General features: G+C 69.2%; 17 protein-coding genes. 13 read left to right on the top strand and 4 right to left on the bottom strand.

Annotation, left to right across the window (positions count from 1 at the left end):
* Positions 1–158 precede the first annotated feature (158 nt).
* The 3 genes from J2S76_RS05300 to J2S76_RS05290 all read left to right on the top strand — a co-directional run bounded on the left by J2S76_RS05300 (position 159) and on the right by J2S76_RS05290 (position 2934).
* Positions 159–1220: a rhamnan synthesis F family protein gene (locus J2S76_RS05300; RefSeq protein ID WP_307058206.1), complete on the top strand. Its 1062-nt coding sequence runs from the start codon at positions 159–161 to the stop codon at positions 1218–1220.
* Positions 1221–1336: 116 nt separating this feature from the next.
* Positions 1337–1927, top strand: a complete 591-nt coding sequence (locus J2S76_RS05295) for a hypothetical protein (protein ID WP_307058204.1) — start codon at positions 1337–1339, stop codon at positions 1925–1927.
* A gap of 92 nt (positions 1928–2019) precedes the next feature.
* Positions 2020–2934: an alpha/beta hydrolase family protein gene (locus J2S76_RS05290; protein ID WP_307058203.1), complete on the top strand. Its 915-nt coding sequence runs from the start codon at positions 2020–2022 to the stop codon at positions 2932–2934.
* 3 nt (positions 2935–2937) lie between these two features.
* On the opposite strand, the gene J2S76_RS05285 is transcribed toward J2S76_RS05290, so the two are convergent.
* Positions 2938–4302 carry a phosphohexomutase domain-containing protein gene (locus J2S76_RS05285; protein WP_307058201.1) on the bottom strand — a complete coding sequence of 455 codons (1365 nt, stop codon included), beginning with the start codon at positions 4300–4302 and terminating at the stop codon, positions 2938–2940.
* A gap of 249 nt (positions 4303–4551) precedes the next feature.
* On the opposite strand from J2S76_RS05285, the gene J2S76_RS05280 reads away from it, so the two are divergent.
* Positions 4552–5994, top strand: coding sequence for a mannose-1-phosphate guanylyltransferase/mannose-6-phosphate isomerase (locus J2S76_RS05280; protein WP_307058200.1), 1443 nt, complete (start codon positions 4552–4554; stop codon positions 5992–5994).
* A 21-nt stretch (positions 5995–6015) separates the two neighbouring features.
* Here J2S76_RS05280 and atzF read toward each other — a convergent pair whose 3' ends face one another.
* Both atzF and J2S76_RS05270 read right to left on the bottom strand, forming a co-directional pair.
* Positions 6016–7800 carry an allophanate hydrolase gene (atzF, locus tag J2S76_RS05275; RefSeq protein WP_307058198.1) on the bottom strand — a complete coding sequence of 595 codons (1785 nt, stop codon included), beginning with the start codon at positions 7798–7800 and terminating at the stop codon, positions 6016–6018.
* A gap of 134 nt (positions 7801–7934) precedes the next feature.
* The gene (locus J2S76_RS05270) at positions 7935–8435 is read right to left on the bottom strand and encodes a flavin reductase family protein (RefSeq protein ID WP_307058197.1); all 501 of its coding nucleotides are present in this window, start codon (positions 8433–8435) and stop codon (positions 7935–7937) included.
* 329 nt (positions 8436–8764) lie between these two features.
* On the opposite strand from J2S76_RS05270, the gene J2S76_RS05265 reads away from it, so the two are divergent.
* Positions 8765–10252: an aldehyde dehydrogenase family protein gene (locus J2S76_RS05265; RefSeq protein WP_307058195.1), complete on the top strand. Its 1488-nt coding sequence runs from the start codon at positions 8765–8767 to the stop codon at positions 10250–10252.
* Between the two features lie 23 nt (positions 10253–10275).
* Here the strand turns inward: J2S76_RS05265 and J2S76_RS05260 are convergent, their stop codons facing one another.
* Positions 10276–11454: an MFS transporter gene (locus J2S76_RS05260; protein ID WP_307058193.1), complete on the bottom strand. Its 1179-nt coding sequence runs from the start codon at positions 11452–11454 to the stop codon at positions 10276–10278.
* A 452-nt stretch (positions 11455–11906) separates the two neighbouring features.
* On the opposite strand from J2S76_RS05260, the gene J2S76_RS05255 reads away from it, so the two are divergent.
* From J2S76_RS05255 to J2S76_RS05220, 8 genes are all read left to right on the top strand, one after another.
* Complete coding sequence (locus tag J2S76_RS05255) at positions 11907–12269, top strand: RidA family protein (RefSeq protein ID WP_307058191.1); 363 nt, start codon at positions 11907–11909, stop codon at positions 12267–12269.
* Between the two features lie 416 nt (positions 12270–12685).
* The gene (locus tag J2S76_RS05250; RefSeq protein ID WP_307058189.1) at positions 12686–13960 is read left to right on the top strand and encodes an NAD(P)/FAD-dependent oxidoreductase; all 1275 of its coding nucleotides are present in this window, start codon (positions 12686–12688) and stop codon (positions 13958–13960) included.
* Positions 13961–14133: 173 nt separating this feature from the next.
* Positions 14134–15258: an LLM class flavin-dependent oxidoreductase gene (locus J2S76_RS05245; RefSeq protein WP_307058187.1), complete on the top strand. Its 1125-nt coding sequence runs from the start codon at positions 14134–14136 to the stop codon at positions 15256–15258.
* Positions 15259–15277: 19 nt separating this feature from the next.
* The gene (locus J2S76_RS05240; RefSeq protein WP_307058185.1) at positions 15278–16546 is read left to right on the top strand and encodes a D-arabinono-1,4-lactone oxidase; all 1269 of its coding nucleotides are present in this window, start codon (positions 15278–15280) and stop codon (positions 16544–16546) included.
* A 122-nt stretch (positions 16547–16668) separates the two neighbouring features.
* Positions 16669–18738 carry a sigma-54-dependent Fis family transcriptional regulator gene (locus J2S76_RS05235; protein WP_307058183.1) on the top strand — a complete coding sequence of 690 codons (2070 nt, stop codon included), beginning with the start codon at positions 16669–16671 and terminating at the stop codon, positions 18736–18738.
* Positions 18739–19069: 331 nt separating this feature from the next.
* Positions 19070–20173, top strand: a complete 1104-nt coding sequence (locus J2S76_RS05230; RefSeq protein WP_307058181.1) for an ABC transporter substrate-binding protein — start codon at positions 19070–19072, stop codon at positions 20171–20173.
* A 37-nt stretch (positions 20174–20210) separates the two neighbouring features.
* Positions 20211–21290, top strand: a complete 1080-nt coding sequence (locus tag J2S76_RS05225; protein ID WP_307058179.1) for an ABC transporter ATP-binding protein — start codon at positions 20211–20213, stop codon at positions 21288–21290.
* Positions 21283–23019, top strand: coding sequence for an ABC transporter permease subunit (locus J2S76_RS05220; RefSeq protein ID WP_307058176.1), 1737 nt, complete (start codon positions 21283–21285; stop codon positions 23017–23019). The genes J2S76_RS05225 and J2S76_RS05220 overlap by 8 nt, the downstream gene beginning before the upstream one ends.
* Positions 23020–23029 lie beyond the last annotated feature (10 nt).

Raw genomic sequence — 23029 nt, 5'->3', positions numbered from 1 at the left:
GCGCCGGCGCCTCTTTGCGGGGGCTGGGCGGCGCGCGAGACTGGTTAACGGCACTTGGGTAAGGTCGCTGGGGCGACAGCTCTTGCACGACAACGCTTCGGCGATAGAGCTTGGGTGTTGACCGACCGCCGCCACCTCTGTCTCATCGTGGGCGCTCCATGGCTCTTCGCCGCCGCAAGTCCTATGTCCGGTTCGTCTACTACCGATTGCCGATCCTGCGCGCGCGCCTCGCCCGGCTGCTGCGCCGCGAGACGCCCCCGGCCGAGCAGGCGGGTCAGCTGCACCACCCCGGCAATGTGCACGCGGTCTTTCTCATCTGGCAGCCGATCCAGACCCCCTGGTATGTGAAGAACGCGCTGGAAGCGCTGGCGCAGGCCGGTATCAATGTCACGCTGGTGGTCAACCATCCGCTGGATGAGGCGCGGCTGGCGGAGCTCGCCCCCTGGGTGGACCGGCTGATGCTGCGGGACAATACCGGGTTCGACATGGGCGGCTACCGCGACGCCATCCTGTCCTTCGCCGGCCGGGCGCCGGAGCGGCTGCTGGTGCTGAACGACAGCGTCTATTATTTCCGCGCCGGCCTCACTGATCTGTTCCAGCGGCTCGCCACCTCGTCCTGCGATGTCTGCGCGGCCTATGAGAACTGGGACCATCACTACCACATCCAGTCCTTCTGCTATTCGATCTCGCGCCATGTGCTGGAGCAGCCGGCGTTTCAGCGCTTCTGGCAGCGCTATCTGCCGGTCAATGTCCGCCGCTGGGCGATCCACAGGGGTGAGGTGCGCAGCTCGCGCTGCATGGTCCGCCAGGCCCGCTCGATCGAGGTGCTGTTCAGCCCGGCCCGGCTGCGCGCGGTGCTCGACGAGCTGGACCCGGCGGCGCTGCGCGACCTCGCGCCCTATCTGCCGATCGATTTGCGGCCGGCCTTGCGGGGGGCGAGGCTGCGGCAGGAGGTGCTGGTCGCCCAGCTGCTGGACGCGGTCATGGCCCGCTCGCAGATTCATTCGGGCGGCTTTCTCTACCGCCGGTTTCTCGGCGCGCCGATGCTCAAGCGCGATCTTGTCTTTCGCTCGCAATATCATTTGCATGAGGTGGAAACGCTGCTGCACGCCACGGGCGAGGAAAGCCACGCGCCTGAAATTCTCACCGATATGCGGGTCAAGGGCGTCGGCGCCCAGCTGCGCGGGCGGGCGCGGATGCGATTCCTTCTCGATCTGTAGCCCCCGGCCGCGCGCCCGCCCATTCCAGGAGTGAGAACGCGTTATCCGACCCGCTGCGATGCAAGTGATCGGCGCGCGCTCTGGTCATCGGCCGGCATCGCGCCGATAAGGTGAGCATGGAACCCCCTGTCCCGCCCCCGCGCGCGGCTGATCGCGTGCCCGATCGTGCGTCCGATCGCGCGCCCGTGCCGGCCCGCCGCCGCGCCAATTTCCGCGAGCGCCCGGTGCGATGGACGCTGGGCTTTCTGTTCCGGCTGCTGTGCGCGCCGCTGATCCTGCTCGACGAGCTGGTGCGCCCGCTCTACCGCCCGCTCATCGCCCGCCTCGCGGCGCTGAAGATCATGCACGCCTTCGAGCGCTGGATCGCCGCCCGCTCGGTCTGGACCATCCTTGTGCTGCTGATCGTTCCCTATGCCACCATCGAGCCACTGAAATTCGTCGCGCTGCTGTGGATCGCCGGCGGCTGGCCCAAGGCGGGCACGGTGCTGTTCCTCGTCGCCTATCTCCTCAGCTTCGTGGTCATCGAGCGCATCTATTCCGCCGGCCGGGCCAAGCTGATGACCCTGCCCTGGATGGCGTGGGTCATCCTCACCCTCGCCACGCTGCGCGACCGGGTGGTGGCGGCGCTGCGGCTCGATCGCCTGAAGGCGAGCCTGCGCCGCACGGCGCGCGATCTCCGGCGCCGGCTGGCGCTTCTGTTGCGCTGACGGCAGCTCAGCCGCGCGCGGGGCGTGCGGCGGTGCGGCGGGTTCCCCTATACTCGGGCGCGAATCGCGGGAAACCGGGCGGGAGGCGAGGCATGAGCGGGAGCGCGCCGCGCGAGGTGAGCATCGCCTGCCGGGATGGCGTCGAACTCGGCGGGCACCTCTGGCCCGCGACGGCGCCCGGGCCGGTCCATGGCGCGGTGGTCATCACTCCCGCCACCGGGGTGGCGGCGCGCTATTATCACCGCTACGCCCGCTTTCTCGCCGGCCATGGCTTCGATGTGCTGACCTTCGACTATCGCGGCATCGGCCTGTCGCGGCCGGCCCGCCTGCGCGGCTCACCTTATCGCTGGCGCGACTGGGGCGAGCGCGATGTCGACGCGGCGCTGCGCTTCATGGGGGAAGAATCGCCCGCGCCGCTCATGCTGGTCGGCCATTCGATCGGCGGATTTTTGCCGGGCCTCGCCGCGAGCGGCGCCGGCCTCACCCGGATGCTGACCATGGGCGCGCAATATGCGTGGTGGATGGACTACGCCCCGCGTGAGCGCGCCGGCCTGTTCCTGAAATGGCACGTCGCCATGCCGGTTCTCACCGCGCTGTTCGGTTATTTCCCCGGCAAGCGGCTGGGCTGGCTGGAGGATCTGCCCGCCGGCGTCGCCCATGAATGGAGCTTTCGCGGCCCCCGCTTCGAGACCAGCCATCCCGGGCCTGAGCGGGCGGCGGCCCGCGCGCGCATGGCAGCGGTGCGCGCCGACATCCTCGCCGTGGCGATGAGCGACGATCCGCTCGGCACTGTGCGCGCGCTCACCCGCACGCTCGCCTATTACACCGGCGCCCGGCGCACGCTGGTGCGCCTCGCCCCCGCCGATTACGGCCGCGCCGCGATCGGCCATTTCAGCCTGTTCCACGACGGCCATGCCGAAGGTTTCTGGCGCGACACGCTCACCTTCCTGCGCGAGGGGCGCAATCCCTGGCCGGATCACGTGGTGGAGTTGGCGGCGGCCGGGTGAAGTTCAGCCCTCCGCGCCGATCAGCGCGGTGATCTCCTTGACCCGTTGCGCCACGATCTCGGGCGCGCCCCTGGCCTCGACATTCAGCCGCAGCAGCGGCTCGGTGTTGGAACGGCGCAGATTGAGCCGCCAGTCGCCGAAATCCAGCGAGAGCCCGTCGGTCTCGTCGCGGGCGGGGTTCAGCCCGGCGAACGCCGCCTCCACCCGCGCCACCGCGGCGGCGGGGTCGGTGAGGCGGAAATTGATCTCGCCGGAGGAGGGGAAGGCCGCCATGCGCGCCGAGACGAGTTCGCTGAGCGACTTGCCGCTGCGTCCCATGAGTTCGGCCACCAGCAGCCACGGGATCATGCCGGAATCGCAGCACATGAAGTCGCGGAAATAATGGTGCGCCGACATCTCGCCGCCATAGACCGCGCCGGTGTCGCGCAGCGCCTGCTTGAGGAAGGCGTGGCCGGTGCGCGCCTGCACCGCCCGCCCGCCGGCGCGGGCCACCTGGTCCTGCGTGTTCCAGATCACGCGCGGATCATGGACGATGGCGGCGCCCTTTTCCTTGGCGAGGAACACCTGCGCCAGCAGGCCGACGATATATTCGCCGGCAATGAATCGCCCGGTCTCGTCGAACAGGAAGCAGCGGTCGAAATCGCCGTCCCAGGCGATGCCCATGTCGGCGCCCGCCGCCCGCACCGCCTCCGACGTCACCGGCTGGTTCTCGGTGAGCAGCGGGTTGGGAATGCCGTTGGGAAAGCGTCCGTCCGGCTCATGGTGCAGCCGCACGAAGGTGAGCGGCGCCCCGCGCGCCTCCAGCGCCTGCGCCAGCGCGTCGAAGGTCGGCCCCGCCGCGCCATTGCCGGCATTGACCAGCAGGGTCAGCGGGCGCAGCGCGCCGGTGTCGACGAAGGAGAGCACGCGCTCCACATAGGCCGCGCGGGCGCCTTCCGCCGGCTCCACCCGGCCGCCGGGCACGTCAGGCAGTGCGGGCCCTTCCGCCAGCGCGCGGATCGCCGCCAGCCCGGTCGCTGTGTCGAGCGGCGCGGAGCCGGCGCGCACCAGCTTCATGCCATTATAGTCCATCGGGTTGTGCGAGGCCGTCACCTCGATGCCGCCATCGGCGGCAAAATCGGTCACCGCGGCATACATTTCCTCGGTGCCGCACAGGCCGAGATCGAGCACCTCCGCCCCGCCGGCCACCAGCCCTTCGGCACAGGCCGCCGCCAGCGACGCCGAGGAAGCGCGGCAGTCGCGCCCGATCACCACGCGGCGGGCGCCCAGCCCTTCGACGAAGGCCCGGCCGATGCGGCGGGCGATCGCCTCGTTCAGCTCCTCGCCGAGCCGTCCGCGAATGTCATAGGCCTTAAAGCAGGTGAGCATGGCCGGGCCTTTCCGTGCGCCGACGCGGGGGGACCCCGGCGCGCCGGCACCGGCGATACGGATTCCGCGACGCGAGATCAAGATGCATGATCGGTCTTGGCTATTGATCGGTCTTGGCTATTGATCGGTCTTGGCTATTGCTAGGTCTCGGCTTTTGATCCGTCTTGCCTTTCGCCCGCGCCCCGCCCACACTTCCCGCATTGGCACGGCTGACTGCGACCCTCAAGGCCCACCTACCCCCAAGGCTTCATGGCACATCTCTATCCCGTTCTTCTCTGCGGCGGCTCCGGCACGCGCCTCTGGCCGCTCTCGCGCAAGAGTTTCCCCAAGCAGTTCGTGAAGCTCGGCGAGGGCGAGACGCTGTTCCAGGCGGCGGCGCGGCGGCTCTCCGGCCCGGATGTGTGCCCGCCTGTCATCGTCACCAATGCCGATTTCCGCTTCATCGTCACCGAGCAGCTCGGCGAGGCCAGCATTGCGCCCGGCGCGGTGCTGATCGAGCCCAGCGCGCGCAACACCGCGCCCGCCATCCTCGCCGCCGTGCAGTACCTGGCGGCGCGCGACCCGAAGGCACTGCTGCTGGTGATGCCTTCCGACCAGGTGGTGCCCGACAGCGCGGCGTTTACCGCCGCCGTGCGCGCCGGCCTGCCGGCGGCCGAGGCCGGGCGCATCGTCACCTTCGGCATCCGCCCGACCCGCCCGGAAACCGGCTATGGCTGGCTGGAGCTTGCCCATGCGCCGGAAAGCGAAGCCCTCGCCCCGGTGCCGCTGCGCCGCTTCGTCGAGAAGCCGGACGCCGATCGCGCGAGCGCCATGCTGGCGGACGGCCATTATCTCTGGAACGCCGGCATCTTCCTGTTCTCGGTGGACACCGCGCTGAAGGCGTTCGCGGCCCATGCCCCTGATATGCTCGCCCCGGTGCGGCAGGCGGTGGAGGAGGCGGCCAGCGACCTCGATTTCCTGCGCCTCGCCCCCGAGCCGTGGCAGCGCGCGCAGGATATCTCCATCGACTACGCCATCATGGAGCGCTCGGACAATCTCGACGTGGTGCCCTTTGCCGGCGACTGGTCGGATCTCGGCGACTGGGCCTCTGTCATGCGCGAGGGCACGGCGGACGGCGCCAATGTCGTCGCCCATGGTCCGGTCACCGCCATTGACTGCGCCGATTCGCTGCTGCGCTCGGAGGCGGAGGGGCTGGAGCTGGTCGGCATCGGCCTCACCAACATGCTGGTCGTCGCCATGCCCGACGCCGTGCTGGTGGCGGACCGTTCCCGCTCGCAGGAGGTGAAGCAGGCGGTGACCGCGCTGAAGGCGCGCGGCGCCCGGCAGGCCGAGCATTTCCCCAGGGACCACCGGCCCTGGGGCTGGTTCGAGACGTTGGCGCTGGGCGAGCGCTTCCAGGTCAAGCGCATCGTCGTCCATCCCGGCGCGTCGCTGTCGCTGCAGAGCCATTATCACCGCTCCGAGCACTGGATCGTGGTCTCAGGCACGGCGCGCGTCATCATTGACGGCGAACCGCGCCTGCTCACCGAGAACCAGTCGGTTTATATCCCGCTCGGCGCCGTGCACCGGATGGAGAACCCCGGCAAGGTGCCGATGGTGCTGATCGAGGTGCAGACCGGCACCTATCTCGGCGAGGACGACATCATCCGCTACGAGGATGTCTACGCGCGGGGACAGGGGGCCAAGGGCTAGCGCGACAAAGGTTAGCCGCGCCTATTCTTCCGCCAGTGCCGCCCGCCAGCCGCCGCTGGCGGTGATATCGCGCGCGTCGTCGAGGCCGTGCGTCTCGCACAAAAAGCCCTTCACCACGCCGCCATCCTCCAGCTCCACCGTGCCGATGGCGAGCGGGGAGGGAATGCCGGCGAGGAAGTCGCCAAAGGCGGCGCGCGGCAGCGCCCAGACCTCCAGCGCGATGGCGCCACCGCTGCCGTCGCCGCGCCGCACCAGCCCCGGCCGGGCCGGCGGCCCGCCGGGCAGGGCGAAGAGCTGATAGGCCGCGCAGGTGCGGGCCTCGCGCAGAAAGCGCCCGCCGCGCCCGGTGAGTTCGCCATTCAGCGGCAGGCCGGCCATGTGGGCACCGCAGACGGCAATTCCGATTTCGTCTTCCGCGATCTCACCGTCCGCGATCTCACTGTCCGCTGGCCCGTCGGCCGGGGAGGCGGCCGCCCCGCCGCGCTCGACCCACAGTGCGAGGGCCGCCGCGCGCGAATCCTCGCCCTTTCGCGCCAGCACGGTGAGGCTGCCCGGGCGCCCATCCGGGCGCGGCCCGGTCGGTACAGTGATGCCGCACATATCGAGCAGGTTGACGAAATTGGTGTAGGTGCCGAGCCGGCTGTTGGGTTCGAACGGGTCGGCCGCCACCTCCTCCAGCGTGACGAAGCAGGGGATGGTCGGCACGCAGAGGAAATCGATCCCGTCCAGCGCCAGCGCGCAGGCCCTGCGCAGTTCCTCCAGCCGGTACAGCCCCTTGAAGGTGTCGACGGCGGAGAATTTGAGCCCCGGCGCGAGGATCACCCGCGTCGTCTCGTGCAGCGTCTCCGGCGCCTCGGTCAGCCGCGCCCCCACCGCCGCCACGCGCTCGGCCACCCAGGGGCCGGTATAGAGCAGCTCCGCCACGGCATAGAATGGCGCGAGATCAATCTCGCGAACGCTCGCCCCGCCGTGGCGCAGCCGTTCCACCGTGGCGCGGAAATGGCTCGCCTGCGCGGTATCGCCGAAGGTGCGCAGGCTCGCCTCATCAGGCACCGCGACCGTCACCGAAGGCGGCAGCGGCGCGAGCTGCTGGCGGGGCAGCGGCCGCGACCAGGGATCGGCGGCATCGAAGCCGGCGGTCAGCGCGAACAGCTCCCACGCCTCCGCGACGCTGTGGGCGAAGAGCGAGACCGTGTCGAGCGTGCGGCAGGCCGGCACCATGCCGGCGGAGGACAGCGCTCCGAGGCTCGGCTTCAGCCCGACAATGTCGTTGAACGCCGCCGGCACCCGGCCCGAGCCGGCGGTGTCGGTGCCGAGGCTGAACGCCACCAGCCCGCGCGCCACCGCCACCGCCGAACCAGAGGAGGAGCCACCCGGCACCAGCGCCGGGTCGACCGCGTTGCGCGGCACCGGATAGGGCGTGCGGACCCCGACAAGCCCGGTGGCGAACTGGTCGAGATTGGTCTTGCCGAGGCAGATCGCGCCCAGGGCCCGCAGCCGCGCCACCACGAAGGCATCCGCCCCGGCGACATGGACGAAGCCGGGGCAGGCGGCCGTGGTCGGCATGCCGGCCACGTCGATATTGTCCTTCACCGCATAGGGGATGCCCCAGAGCGGGCGCCCGTCCGGGCTGCCGAGCGCGCGCGCCTCGGCCAGCGCCACGGCGCGCGCCTGGTGCAGGAAGATGCCGGGGTCGTTGAGCGCGTCGAGCCGGGCGAAGGCCTCCTCCACCACCGCTTCCGGCCGCAGCCCCCCGGCATAGGCGGCCCGCAGCGCGTCGAGGGTGAAGGTGAGATCGCGCGGCATCGGCAAGACCCTTGGCAAACGGCTGGAGAAAGAGTGGCGAGAAAAAGGGCGGCGGACAGCGCATTGTATGCAACGTTGCAGCCCTTCGCCATGCGCCATCTTGCGCCCGGCACAGCCTGTGGACGCCGCGGCGCCTAAAGCGTCCGGGCGCGCGAGCCCAGCGTGTCGAACTGCCCGCCGGCATAGATCAGCGGGTGCAGCGGCCCCTCCGGCAAATGGAGCGCGACCACCCGGCCGAGGAAGATGCTGTGGCTGTGCACGCTCACCGTTTCCGCCAGCTCGCAGTCGAAGCTCGCCAGCGCGCCCATCAGCGCCGGCGCCCCGGTGGCGAGCGCCCGCCATTCATGGGTGCTGAACCGCAGGTGCCGGTGGGCGGAGGAGGAGAACGCCTTGGCGAGCTCCAGCTCCGGCTCGGCCAGCAGGTTGACGCAGAAGCTCCGCGAGGCGCCGATCACGTCGTGGCAGGAGACGTTGCGGTTGACGCAGACCAGCAGCGTCGGCGTCGGCTCGGCCGCCACCGAGGTGACGGAGGTCGCGACAAAGCCGTGCGGCTGCCCGTTCTCCATCGTGGTGATGACGGACACGCCGGCGGCGAGGCGCCGCATGCCCTGCTTGAAATCTGTCGGGTCGATCATGGCGAACTCCACCTTGCGGCGCGCATGGCCGCCTCATGGCAGCAACCGCAAGCCGCGTGCCAGCCGCGTTTGCCGTGCCTTTGCCGGCAAAATCCCCGGCCGCCGCCCACCCGTCTCGCGCCGCGCTGCGACAGATGTCGCTGATCTGAGACGGGCGCGCGCCGCGATGCCGGTTGCAGGAGCTGCCCCTCAGCGCTGCCAAAAGCCTGCGCCGGCAACGCCTTCCCCTCCGCTATCCGCCCGCGCGGCCCCCGCCCGCACCGCCGGCCACCGCTGGCACGGGCCTTGCGGCATCGCCCGCATCCCTGATCGTTGCCGAAAGCCCCGACATGACCCTCTCCGTGAACCCCATCGCCGACATCATCGCCCCGCTGCCCAAGGGGCTGCTGATCGACGGCGCCTTCGTCCCGGCGCTCTCGGGCAAGACCTTCAAGACCTTCAACCCCGCCACCGGCGAGGTGCTGGCCGAGGTGGCCGAGGGCGACGCCGCCGATATCGACCTCGCGGTCGCCGCCGCGCGCCGCGCCTTTGCCGGGCCGTGGAGCCGCTTCACCCCGTTCCAGCGCCAGCACTGCCTGCTGCGCTTCGCCGATCTGGTGGAAAAGCACTTCGACACGCTGGCGCTGATCGACGTGCTGGATATGGGCGCGCCGATCACCGCCATGCAGGCCCGCCGCCAGCGCGCAATCGGCCTGCCGCGCTTCTATGCCGGCATGTGCACGGTCATCGCCGGCGGCACGCTGCCCAATTCCCTGCCCGGCGAGGTGTTCACCTACACGTTGAAGGAGCCGGTCGGCGTGGTCGGCGCCATCACCCCGTGGAACGCGCCGCTGACCTCGACCCTCTGGAAGATGGGCCCGGTGCTCGCCACCGGCTGCACCATGGTGCTCAAGCCCGCCGAGGATGCCCCGCTCACCGCGCTGCGGCTCGGCGAGCTGCTGCTGGAAGCCGGCGTGCCGGCTGGCGTGGTCAACATCGTGCCCGGCTTCGGCGCCACCGCCGGCGATGCGCTCGCCCGGCACAGGGATGTCGACAAGGTCGCCTTCACCGGCTCGGATCTCACCGGGCGCAAGATCGTCGAGGCCTCGAAGACCAATCTCAAGCGGGTGACGCTGGAACTGGGCGGCAAGTCGCCGGACATTATCTTCGCCGATTGCGACCTGGAGGCCGCCGTGGCCGGGGCCGCCATGGGCGTGTTCGCCAATAGCGGGCAGATCTGCGTCGCCGGCACAAGGCTGCTGGTCGAGCGCCCGATCTATGAGGAATTCGTCGCCCGCGTCTCCGCCTATGCCGGCGCGCTCAAGGTCGGCAACGGGCTCGATCCGGCGACGCAGATCGGCCCGATCGTCAATGCCCGGCAGCTGGAGCGCATCACCTCCTATATGGAGATCGGCCTGGGCGAAGGCGTCACCGCCGCCGCCGGCGGCAAGCGCCTCACTGAGGGCGCGCTGAAGGACGGCTATTTCTTCGAGCCGACCGTTCTCTCAGGCGTCACCAACGCCATGCGGATCGCCCAGGAGGAAATCTTCGGGCCGGTCGCCGCCGCCATTCCCTTCGACACGCCGGAGGAGGCCGCCGCCCTCGCCAATGACTCGCCCTTTGGCCTCGGCGGCGGGGTGTGGACCACCAATCTGTCCACCGCGCACCGTATGGCGAAGGCGATCCGCGCCGGCACGGTCTGGGTCAACACCTATGGCGGGCTCGATCCGGTGGTGCCGTTCGGCGGCTACAAGGCGAGCGGCTATGGCCGCGAATCCGGCACCGAGCACCTCGACGCCTATCTCGAGACCAAATCCGTGGTGATGAAGCTGGCCTGACGCCAAAGCCGGCGCCCCGGCCCTCAGTGGCGCAGGGCGCGGGGAATGACCGCGCGCACCGCCACGACGATCACCAGCGCGCCGACGGTCAGCATCAGGAAGGCGGCGCGCAGATCCAGCGCATGAGCGACGAAGCCGATCAGCGGCGGGCCGAACAGCCCGCCGCCATAGGCGATCGTCACCGTCATGGCGATGCCGGCATTGGGCGGAATGCCCGGCATCCGCCCGCTCAGCGAGAACAGGATCGGCACAAGATTGGCGATGCCGAGCCCGGCAATGGCGAAGCCCGGCAGCGCCGCCAGCGTGGTCGGCGCGAACACGACCAGCGCCACGCCGGCAAAGGCGATGGCGGCGGAAATCTGGATCGTCGTCACCGCGCCCAGCGCGCGGGTGATGCGGTCGCCCAACAGCCGGCCGGTGGTCATCGCCACCGAGAAGGCGGCGACGCCGGACGCCGCCTGCGCCGGGGCGGAGCCCATCGCCTGCACCAGATAGAGCGCGCCCCAGTCGATCAGCGCCAGTTCGATGACGAAGGCCAGCACGGTCAGCACGCCGATGCCGGCCATGGTGCGGTTGGGCAGGCGGAACACCGAGGTGTCGGCCGCCTCGCGCACATGGTGTTCCGGCAGCCAGAGCCAGGGCATCGCCGCCAGCGCCAGCGCCACCAGCCCCGCGCTTGCGAGGCCCATGCCGAGCGGCGGGTCGAAGCCGAAGCCGATCAGCGTGCCCCCGGCCAGCGCCCCGGCGACGGTGCCGAGGCTGAAAAAAGCGTGCGCCGAGGACATGATCGGCCGCCCGACCTCGCGCTCCAGCGCCGAGGCGTGCGAGTTCATGCACACATCGAGAAAGCCGAAGCACAGGCCGAACAGCGCCGCCGACAGCGCCAGCAGCGGCAGGGTGACGCCCAGTGCCGGGCCGAAGCTGGCGGCGGCGAAGGCGAGGCCAGCCAGCGCGCCGGCGCGCAGCGGGCCAAGCCTCGGGCGCAGGAAACCGGCCGCCGGCATGCCGCACAGGCAGCCGAGCGAGACGCACATCAGCACCAGCCCGATCTGCGCGTCATCCAGCCCGGCGCGGGCCTTGAGGATGGGAATATAGGTCGCCCACAGCGTCAGCCCGCAGCCGCCGACGAAGAAAATGGCACTCACGGCCACGCGCGAGGCGAACAGCGCACGCCGCTCACCCGCGACCGACAACTCACTCATGCGTCTTCCCAGTCTCACTTCCGGCCGAGACGCCGCCATGGCCGGTGGGCCTCCGTCGCGTCTTTCTGCCGGACCTTGGGCAGGATGCGTGCCAGCGCACCCGCCACGGGGCGTTTCATGGCCCGGCAGGCCCGCCGGGGCAAGGGGCAAGGGGCAACGGGCAACGGGCAACGGGCGAGGCGGGGTGCGGCCGCGGGCGGCATCGCGCGCTGTCTCAGCCCCCTGTGTCACATCAGCTGTCGCACGCCCGCTGTCTCAGCCGCGCGTCGGTCTCACCGCCGCCTGTCTCATCCCGCTTGTCCGGCGCCGCGCGCCGCGCGCGGAAAGGCCGGTCGCGCGGCGTTTCCCGCGCCCGCACGATCTTTGGCACGCCCTTTGGCACGGGCCTTGCGCAAGGCGGCCGCGGCGCGTGCGCCCGCCACCTCTCCCTCCCCACCCGCGTCAGGATCGCCATGCCGTCCGAGTCCTCCATCCAGCGCCTGTCCTCCAATGGCCGGCTCTCTCGCGCCGTCGTGCATGCCGGCACGGTCTATCTCGCCGGCGTCGTCGCGCGGGAGAAGACGCCCGATGTCGCCGCCCAGACCGCCGACGTGCTCGCGCAGATCGACGCGCTGCTCGCCAAGGCGGGCACCGACAGGAGCCGGCTGCTGCGTGTCACCATCTGGCTGCACGACATCGGCGATTTCGCCGCCATGAACGCGGTGTGGGACCGCTGGGTCGACGCCGCCAACGCCCCGGCGCGCGCCACGGTGGAATCCCGCCTCGCCGGAGACGGCGCCAACCTTGTGGAGATGATGGCCACCGCCGCGCTGTGAACCAAAAGCGACCCGTAGCCGTATACCCGTGATGCGCGCCCGAAACGGGCGCCATCCGGGCTGTCGGCGGCGTCCGCTAGCGCTGGTCCGACGCAGGCGTCAGCGAGGGGAGTTCCCACCCCGGTCCCGCCCCTCGCTGGCGCTACTCGGCCCGAACCGCGCCAGCCGCCGCAGGTCGCGCGCCGTCACGTCTCAGCTCTGCGACGTTAATGTCTCAACTGTGAGAAAAGACGGAAGTCTATTTTCCATCTATACTTAGATAGAACGAGCTTTTATCTAATAAAAATAATATCCGTTCTCCATTGCGCGGCTCGTTGTAGATGTCAGCGCGCGTCGCGGGCCGTCTCCGGGCGATTTTCGCGCGCGCTTCATCACCTCGGCGAGTGCTGCGCCGGTTCATCAAGGCGGTCTGACCCATGACATCTCCCCTGAAGCCCGGCAGCGCGCGCACCGTTGCCGTCATTGGCGGCGGCGCGGTCGGCGTCGCCACCGCCAGCTTCCTCCTGCGCGAGGGGCACGACGTGGTGCTGGTCGAGCGCGGCGGCCTTGGCGAGGGTGCCTCGTTTGGCAATGCCGGCGTGCTCGCCCCCTCCTCTGTGGTGCCGATGTCGATGCCCGGCACGCTGAGGAAGGTTCCGGGCTATCTCGTTGATCCGCTCGGGCCGCTGTCGATCCGCTGGCGCTACCTGCCCGCGCTGGCGCCCTGGCTCGCCCGCTTCGTAAAGTCGGGCACGCGGGAGCGCGTTCAGGCGCAGGCGCGGGCGCTGAAGCCGCTGCTCGACGATTCCTTCAGCGCCTGGCTGCCGCTGGTGCGCCATGCCGGCAATGAGGCGCTGATCCGGCGCGAGGGCTTCCTCGCCGTCTATCGCAGCGAGGCCGATTTCGCCGGCGACGCGCTGGGCTATCAGCTGCGCCGCGCCAACGACATCCCCTACGAGGTGCTGCGCGGGCCGGAGCTGTGGGCGTTCGAGCCGGCGATCTCCCGCGACTACACGATCGGCGCGCTGTTCCGCCAGTGCGGCCATACGATCAACCCCAACCGGCTGGTGCGGACCGTCGCCGACGCCTTCCAGCGCGATGGCGGGCGGCTGATCCAGGCCCGCGCGCTCGGGTTCGCCGTGGAGGGCGGGCGGCTCAGGGGCATCGAAACCGATGCGGGCCTCATCCCCGCCCAGGCGGCGGTGGTGGCCTGCGGCGCCCATTCCCGCCCGCTCGCCGCCGGCCTCGGCGACGAGGTGCCGCTCGACACCGAGCGCGGCTATCACGTGCTGATCGCCGATCCCGAGGCGCTGCCGGCGCGGCCGATCCTCGACGCCAGCGCCAAATTCGTCTCGACGCCGATGGAGACCGGGCTGCGCATGGCCGGCACGGTCGAGTTCGCCGGGCTGGAGGCGCCGCCGGACTGGAAGCGGGCGGCGCATCTGCTCACCCTCGGCCGGAGGCTGTTTCCCGGCCTCGCCCCGCATCATCCGGAAGCGCGGGTGTCGCGCTGGATGGGCTTCCGCCCCTCCATGCCGGATTCGCTGCCCGTCATCGGCCGGGCCAGCGCCTGCGCTGATGTGGTCTATGCCTTCGGCCATGGCCATGTCGGCCTCGCCTCCGCCGCCCGCACCGGCATGGCGGTGGCCGACCTCATCGCCGGGCGCCCGCCCGCCCTCGACCTCGCCCCCTTCGCCGCCACGCGGTTCTGAGAGCGGGGATTCGCAGCGGCGCGCCGGCATTCTCCGCAATGAGACAGGCCGGCGCCGGGGTGGCGGGTTCATGATGAAGAGTGTTGTTAAATCAGAGGCTTAAGCCTCTGGCACGGGCCTTGCCGAAGGGTGCTTTGCCGGCACGTTGCCGGTCGCAGTCAAGGGAGACCGTCGTGCTGCTTTCCTTCTTCATGATGCCGCTTCATTCGGTCAACAGGCATTATCCCACCGCCCTGGCCGAGGATATCGAGGCCTTCAAGCTGGCGGACGAGCTGGGCTTCGAGGAAGCGTGGATCGGCGAGCATTATTCGGCGGAGATCGAGCAGATTTCCTCGCCGCTCATGTTCCTGGCGCATATGGCGCCGCAGACCAAACGCATCAAGCTCGGCACCGGCGTGCTGCCGCTGCCGCTCTATCACCCTGTCATGGCCGCCTCGCATGTCGCGCTGCTGGACCATCTCGCGCCCGGCCGCCTTTTGCTGGGCATCGGCACCGGCGGCCTCGGCTCGGATTTCGAAGTGTTCGGCATGGAGGACGCGGATCGCAACGCGATGATGCTCGATTCCATCGCCATCATGAAGAAGATCTGGGCCTCCGATCCGCCCTATGACATCGAGGGCAAATTCTGGAACGTGAAGCTCTCCAGGAGCTACTGGCCGGACCTTGGCGTCGGCATCCTGCCCAAGACCCTGACCCGGCCGCACCCCCCGCTGGCGGTGTCGGTGTCGAGCCCCTATTCCGGCTCGATGCGCGTCGCCGCGCGCAACGACTTCATGCCGATCTCGGCCAATTTCGTCGCCTCCTGGGTGGTGAAGACCCATTGGGAAACCTATTGCGACGAACTCGGCAAGCTCGGCAAGACGCCGGATGGCTCGAAGTGGCGCGTCGCCCGCTCCATCCATGTCGCCGACACTGACGCGGAGGCCGAGCGCGTGGTGAAGAAGGCCGGCGGCGCCTATGACTGGTACTATGACTACATGTTCCAGGTGTATCAGCGCATGGGCGCGGCGGGCCTGCTCGCCCCCTTCCGCGACACCGATCCCGCCACCATCACGCCGCAGATGGTGCGCGACCATTTCGTCATCTATGGCAGCCCGGAAACGGTGGCGCGCAAGATCCTCGAATTGCGCGAGGAGGTCGGCCCGTTCGGCACGCTGATGATGACCTCGCATGAATGGGAGGACAAGCCGGCGATGCGCCGCTCGATGGAACTGCTTGCCAGGCGGGTGATGCCCATCGTCAATGCGGCGCTGGGCGAAACGGCGCCGGGTGAAGAGCTGTCGGCGATCGCCGTCTGAACCGCTGGAGAGAATGAAGATGTCGAGCGCCGACACGGCCGGGCTGCTGCAGCCCGGAAAGCTCTGGTGGAACTGGTTTGGCGAGCAGTATTTCGTGCCGCGCTACACCGCCCGTCCGACCAGCGAGGAAGAGGTCTGCGCCATCGTGCGCGAGGCGCGCAGGCAGGGTCTGCCGGTCCGCGCCAGCGGCGCCGGCCATTCCAACCCCGCCATCGTGCCGACACCGGGGGTGCATATCGACTTCGATGCCTTCAATCAGGTGGTCGCGGTCGACAAGGAGAAGCTGCAGGTCACGGTGCGGCCGGGCCTGCGCATCAGCGCGCTGACCAAATATCTGCGCGAGCACGGCATGTCGCTGAACAATCAGGGCGACATTGACCGGCAGGCGGTAATCGGCGCGATGATGACCGGCACCCATGGCGCCGGCAAGACGCTGGCCTGCCTCTCCACCCACCTCGTCGGCGCCCGCATCGTCACGGCGGAGGGCGAGCTGCGCGACCTCTCGGCCGCCGATGGCGAACTGTTCAAGGCGTTCCGCACCTCGATCGGCATGTTCGGCCTGGTGGTGTCGCTCACCCTGCAGGCGGTGCCATCCTACAACATCCACAAACGCTCATGGAACACCGACACCGAGGACTGCCTCAGTAACCTGCATGCGCTGCTGGAGGCCAACCGCACCTTCTGGTTCTTCTGGCTGCCGCGCCGGGAATCGGCGGATCTCTATGAGCTGCCCGGCGGCGCGGTGCCCTCGAAGACGACGCGCGACTTCGATTTCTGCCACATGCGGACCTATAACGCCGTGCCGGTGGCCGAGCCGGCGCCGACGCTGGGGCCGGGGGAGGAATTCGACCATTCCTCCATCATCTACCCCAACGACTATGTGCCGAATTTCCGCGAGATCGAATACGCCGTGCCGTTCGGCCGCTTCGAGGAATGCTTCGCCGAGGTGCGGCGCATGTTCCAGACCAAATACCCCGAAGCCATCTACCCGGTCGAATGCCGGGCGGTGAAGGGCGACGACACCTATCTCTCCGCCTATTCCGAACGCGACGGCTATGCCCTGTCGATTTCCGGCCCGCTGGAGGAGGCGAGCTGGGCCATGCTGCGCGACGCCGATGCCATTCTCGACCGCTATGACGGGCGCCCGCACTGGGGCAAGCACCATTTCATGACGCCGGAGCGGCTGGAGCGGATCTACCCGAAATACGACGCCTTCAAGCGCCTGCGCCGCGAGATGGACCCGGACGGGGTCTTCCTCAACGACCATCTGCGCATGCTCTTCGCCTGAGCGAGGGGGCCGGCACAGCCGGCCCCCTTTTTCGTTTCCGCACCGAGCGAGGAGGAAGCGGGTTGACGATTAAACTTTGTGCTGCGCACAATTTAAGCTTGGGGGCGGAACCGGGGACCGCGATGCTGGATCTGCGCAGCCATGTCGCGCGCATCGTGACGAGCGCCAACCAGCTTGCCCCTGCCGCCGGCGACTTACCTGTGCCCCGCGCCGCCGACAGCATGGCTGCCTCCTGGCGCCGCTGCATGGATGGCTACCGCTTCGATCCCGGCGCCAAGTTCCGCATCGAGGCGGTGAGCGATGCCGAGCTGAAGCGGCAATGCGAGGCCAATGACGAGCTGATCCACTATGCCCGCCCGGAGATCGACGCCCTGTTCGGCGCCGTCTCGGTGTCCGGCTTCTCCATCAGCCTCGGCAATGTCGAGGGCTACATCATCACCGAGCGCGCCAACTACCATCCCGACTATTACAGCGAGGTCGAGCGGCCCGGCACCGCCTGGGCCGAGCCTTCCGCCGGCACCAACGCCATCGGCACCTGCCTGGTCGAGCGCCGGCCGGTGGGCGTGCTCACCAATGACCATTTCTTCTATGAATTCTCCGCCCTGTCCTGCGCCAGCGCGCCTCTGTTCGGCCCGGATGCCGAGCTGATCGGCGCCATCAACATCTCGATCCGCAATCCCGAATTGCAGCGCGAGACGCTGAAAGTGGTGCTCGGCCTGTCCTCCAGCCTTGCCGACCGCATCGGCGAGCGCATGTTCCGCCAGGCTTTCCGCCGCTGCTTCATCCTGAAATTCGCCATCGGCGCCGTTGACCACGGGCTGATCGCGGTGGATGGCGATTTCCAGCTGGTCGGGCTCAACCACGCCGCCCGCGACATGCTGCGCGACCGCATCCAGCTCGCCCGCGTGCGCAGCCTGTGGGCGGTGTTCGAGCGGGACCACAGGCTTGCCGACCTCTCCCGGCTCGGCGGCACCGAACTGACGCTGCATCTGCAGAAGGGCGGCGATGCCATCTCCGTCTCGCTCAGCGGGCCGCTGGAACCGGCGGCGACCACGGCCGGCGCCGGCCCGCGCTTCACCGCCGCCCCGGACGCCGCCCCGCCGGCCGGCGAGGCCCGCCCCCGCCCGGCGCCCGCCCCTGCGGCGCTGCCACCCCGCGCGGCGCCGCGCGTGCTCACCCTCGACGACTGCGCCGGCGGCGATGCCCGCATGGCGGCCAATGTGCGCCTCGTGCGGCGCGTGCTCGGCGGCTCGCTGCCGATCCTGCTGCTCGGCGAGACCGGGGTGGGCAAGGACGCCTTCGCCCGCGCCATCCATGAGGAAAGCCCGCGCCGGGCCGCGCCCTTCGTCGCCTTCAACTGCGCCTCGGTGCCGGACACGCTGATCGACAGCGAATTGTTCGGCTATGGCAGCGGCGCCTTCACCGGCGCCCGGCGCGAGGGCAGCACCGGCCGGCTGGTGGAGGCCGATGGCGGCACGCTGTTCCTCGACGAGATCGGCGATATGCCGGTGAGCCAGCAGACAAGGCTGCTGCATGTGCTCGAATCCGGCGAGGTCACGCCGCTGGGCGCCGGCAAGCCGCGCCGGGTCGATCTGCAGGTGATCGCCGCCACCAACCAGAACCTGGAAGCGCAGGTCGCCCGCGGCCAGTTCCGCCAGGACCTGTATTACCGGCTCGCCGGCGCGGTGATCGACATTCCCGCCCTGCGCGCCCGCACCGACCGACGGGCGCTGATCGAACAGGTGCTGGCCGGCCTCGATGCCGGGCGCGGGCTCACTTTGTCGGCGGAAGCGCTCGCCCTGCTCATGGCGCATGACTGGCCCGGCAATGTGCGCGAGCTGCGCCACGCGCTCAACCGCGCCGTTCATCTCTGCGAGGGCACGGTGCTCGGCCCGCAGGACATCGCCATCCGCCCGGCCTTCACGGCGGCGGGCCTGGCCGCGCGCCCGGTGCTGCCGGCGGCGGCGGCGGCCTTCGGGCTGCCGGGCGAGGCCGGGGAGGGTGGCCTCGCCGTGGCGGAAGCGGCGGCCGAGGCCGGCAGCGCCCGTCACGCCATCGCCTGCGCCGAGCGCGAGGCTATCGTCGCCACGCTGGCGCGCTGCGGCGGCAATGTGAAGGCGGCCGCAAGCGCGCTGCAGCTGAGCCGCGCCACCCTGTACCGCAAGCTGCAGCGCTACCGCATCATTCCCTGAACCTCGCCGCTGCGCCTCCCTCCGTCACGGCGCCCTGTCACGCCGCCCTGTCGCGCCTCTGCGACAGCGGCCGGCTCATCCTTGAAACAGCGTCGCCTTCGCGCGATCCTGTCTCACCGCTGCGCCGCGATGCGACACTGTCGCACTATTGAGTGGTATTTCGTCCCGGCAATCCAGCAACACGCGCGAAGCGGCCTGCTCTAAGCTTTAAATCATCCATCCCGAATGACCAGAAGTGCTGAAATCATCTTTCAAGATCGGGAAAAATCCGGATGGCACGAGAGTTGCCGAACCGGGTGTCGGCCGGAAAGGCCGAACACAGGGGAAAAAAATGACCTTCCATACTGGAGATTGGGCGCCCTCGCGGCGCGGCGTCCTGAAGGGCATGGGCGCGGCCGCTGCCACGCTCGCCGCCCCCGGCGTTCTGCGTCGGGCCTATGCGCAGGAGCCGATCGTGCTGCTGACCTGGGAGACCTATCACGACCCCGCCTGGTGCAAGGAATGGGGCGAGGCCAATGGCGTCGAGGTGAAGCCGGTCGTCATCGGCTCGGTCGACGAATTGTTCTCGCAGCCCTTCTCCGGCGCGGTGCAGCCGGACGTGATGTATATCGAGACCGGCTCGCTGCCGCGCTTCAAGGAAGCCGGGCTGATCGTGCCGTTTGACACCGCCAAGGTGCCGAACATCAAGAACATCACCCCCAATCTCGACTGGAAGAAATACACCGATGTCGGCGGCGAGGTGGTGGCCGTGCCCTACAACTGGGGCACCCAGCCGCTGATGTACAATGCCGACGCCATGCCCGCGCCGGACAGCTGGAAGGCGCTGTGGGACCCGAAATATCGCGGCAAGGTCAACATCTTCGACGATTGCACCATCTGCTTTCCGATGATCGCGCTCGCGGTCGGCGCCAAGGACCCGTTCAACCTGACGGACGCCGATTTCGCCGCCTGCGAGGAGGCGCTGCGCACGCTACGCCCGCAGATCCGCACCATCGCCCGTGGCTTCGACGATGCCGTCACCATCTATGCCGCCGGCGAGGCGCTCCTCGGCTATTGCCAGAACATCGCGGTCGTCACCTCGCTGCAGGACAAGGGCAAGAACTTCGCCTATGCGCTGCCGAAGGAAGGCACGCCCACCTGGATCGACTGCACCGGCGTCTCGAAAAAGGGCGACCGCGACATCGTCTACAAGTTCATCAACGACAATCTCTCGACCAAGTGGCAGGCCCGTTTCATCGAATCCTCGACCAATAATGGCGTGCTCGACCTCAGCGAGGCCAAGGCCGGCGGCGTGAGCGAGGCGACGCTCAAGCGCACCAACATTCCCGACTCGCAGGCCGGCGATTTCTGGGAAAAGCTGGTCATCCTGCAGAAGCCGGAAGATTTCGAGCGGCGCCTGCAGATCTGGAACGACTTCAAAGCCGGCACGCTCTGACGCGCCCCTGCTGACCCTGCAACGCGGAGCACGAGAGATGGCGAAGACTTCGCAGGCGATCCTGACGCTCGCCGGCATCGACAAGACCTATGACGGGGCGGCCCGGCCGGCGCTCGACCGGATTTCCTTCACCGTGGCGCCGGGCGAGTTCTTCTCCATCCTCGGGCCCAGCGGCTCGGGAAAAACCACGCTGCTGCGCATGATCGCCGGCTTCGAGCGGCCCGATGTCGGGCGCGTGCTGATGGATGGGGCTGACATCACCGATGTGCCGCCCTTCCGGCGCGATGTGCGCACCGTGTTCCAGTCCTATGCGCTGTTTCCGCATATGAGCGTCTTGGAAAACGTCGCCTATCCCCTGCGCATGGCCGGCGCGCGCAAGGCCGAGCGCCTCGCCAAGGCGCGCGACTGCCTTGCCCTCGTCAGCATGGGCGATTTCGCCGCCCGGCTGCCGCACCAGCTCTCCGGCGGCCAGCGCCAGCGCGTGGCGCTGGCCCGCGCCATCGTCTGCCGGCCGCGCGTGCTGCTGCTCGACGAGCCGCTCGGCGCGCTCGACCTGCGCCTGCGCCAGCAGATGCAGCACATGCTGGTCTCGCTGCAGCGCGAACTCGGCATCGCCTTTGTCTATGTCACCCACGACCAGGGCGAGGCGCTGTCCATGTCCGACCGGGTGGCTGTGATGAGCGAGGGGCGCATCGCCCAGCTCGGCACGCCGCGCGAGATCTATTTCGACCCGGCCTCCGAATTCGTCGCCCAGTTCGTCGGCCGCTCCAACCTGCTGCCGATCGAGGCGGCGCCGCATGAGGGCAGCCTCACCGCCCTGCTCGGCGGACGGGCGCTGAAGGGGGTGGCGGTGCCGCGCTCCGGCCCGGCGCGGATGGCGATCCGGTTTGAATGCGTGCGGCTCGCCGAGGCTGGCCATCCCCCGGGCGAGGCCTGCGCCATCGAGGGCGTGGTCGAGGACGTGCTGTTTCTCGGCAATGCGCTGGAGGTGAATGTGCGCTGCGGCGACCACAACATCATCGCCGCCGTGCCCACACTGGGCGGCGAGGGCTACCTGCCCGGCCGGCCGGTGCGGGTGATGTTCGACCCTGGCCAGGCAACGGTGTTCCATGGCTGACATCGCCTCCGACATGTCGCTTTCCGCCGCCCGCCCCGTCCGCTTCCACCGGATCAGTGTCCTTGGCTGGCCGGTCTATGCCTGGTTCATCGCCCTCGTGCTGGTGCCGAACCTGCTGCTGATCGGCACCAGCTTCCTGCGCACCTCCAATGGCTTCATCGTCTTCGATCCCTCCTTTGCCAGCTATATGAGGCTTTGGAAGTCGGCGAGCTTCCAGTTCCTGCTGGGCAAGACGCTCGCCACCAGCTTCGGCGCGGCGGCGCTTGGCTGCCTCATCGCCTATCCCATGGCCTATTACGCCGCCCGCGTGGTGCAGAAGAACCGCTCGGTGCTGGTGCTTCTGGTCATCATCCCGCTGTGGATCAGCCTGCTGATGCGGGTCTTCGCCTGGCGGATGATTCTGGGCCAGAACGGCATATTGAACTCGGCGCTGGTCGGCAGCGGCCTGCTCGACCAGCCGAGCGAGGCGTTTCTCTATACCGGCTTCTCGGTGCTGCTCACCTACACCTATATCTCGATCCCGTTCTGCTTCATCGCCATCTTCACCGCGCTGGAGAAGATCCCGCACGCGCTGATCGAGGCCTCGCAGGACAGCGGCGCCTCCGCCTGGCAAACCTTCCGCCATGTGGTGTGGCCGCTCTCGCGGCCGAGCGTCGCCATCGGCTTTTCGCTCGCCTTCCTGATGACGGTCGGCGACTACGTCACCCCCTCCATGGTCGGCGGCATTGACGGCACCATGATCGGCATGGTGATCGCCTCGCAATTCGGCATCGCCAATAACTGGCCCTATGGCGCGGCGATCGCGGTGTGCCTGATGGTCAGTGTCGGCCTCATCCTGGCGCTGGTGCTGTGGGCGGGGCAGACGCGGGGCGTGCTGACGGGCGACGAGGGCGCCCGGCCCCCGGTGGCGTCGCACCGGCTCACCTCCGGCCAGCGCCTGCTGCGGGCGGGGGGAAGGGTGCTGTTCGCGCTGCCCTATCTCTTCCTCTATGCCCCGCTCGCCATCATGGTGCTGATGTCGTTCAACGATTCCTCGGTGCAGGCCTTCCCACTGAGCGGGGCGACACTGCGCTGGTATGCGGAGCTCGCCGGCAACCAGCCGATGCTGGCGGCGGTGCGGCGCAGCCTGATGGTGGGTTTCGCCGTCGTACTGGTGTCAGGCGTGGCGGCGACCGGCTTCGCCTTCGCGCTGCATTATGGAAGGGTGCGGCGGGCGCGCTTCTTCGAGTTCGCGCTGGCGATCCCGGTGGCGATCCCCGGCGTGGTGCTCGGCATCGTCATGGTGCTGGCGACGCAGCTGGCGCAGATCCCCTCCGGCGTCGGGCGCATCGTCATCGGCCAGGCGAGCTTCGTCATGCCTGTGATGCTGATGATCATCCTCGCCCGGCTGCGGCGGCTGGACGGGGCGCTCCTGGAAGCTTCGATGGATTCGGGCGCCAATCACTGGCAGAGCTTCGTTCATGTGCTGTTCCCCTCGATCCGGGGCGCGATCATCGGCGGGGCGCTGCTCGGCTTCACCCTGTCGGCCGACGATGTGATGGTGACGCTGTTCCTCGCCGGCACCTCGCCCACCCTGCCGATCTGGGTGTGGAACCAGATGCGCTTCGGCTTCACCCCCTCGGTGAACGCCATCTTCACCCTGGTGGGGGTCGGCTCGCTGCTGGCGATCCTGGTGTGCAACCGGCTGATCTTCCACGCCCAAGCGCGCGGCCGGGGCGGGGAGGCGTAGCCGGCTAAGG

Source organism: Ancylobacter vacuolatus, assembly GCF_030813595.1.
Lineage (GTDB): Bacteria > Pseudomonadota > Alphaproteobacteria > Rhizobiales > Xanthobacteraceae > Ancylobacter > Ancylobacter vacuolatus.
The sequence above is the reverse complement of the archived record's forward strand: the minus strand, read 5'-3'. Positions and strand labels throughout refer to the sequence as shown.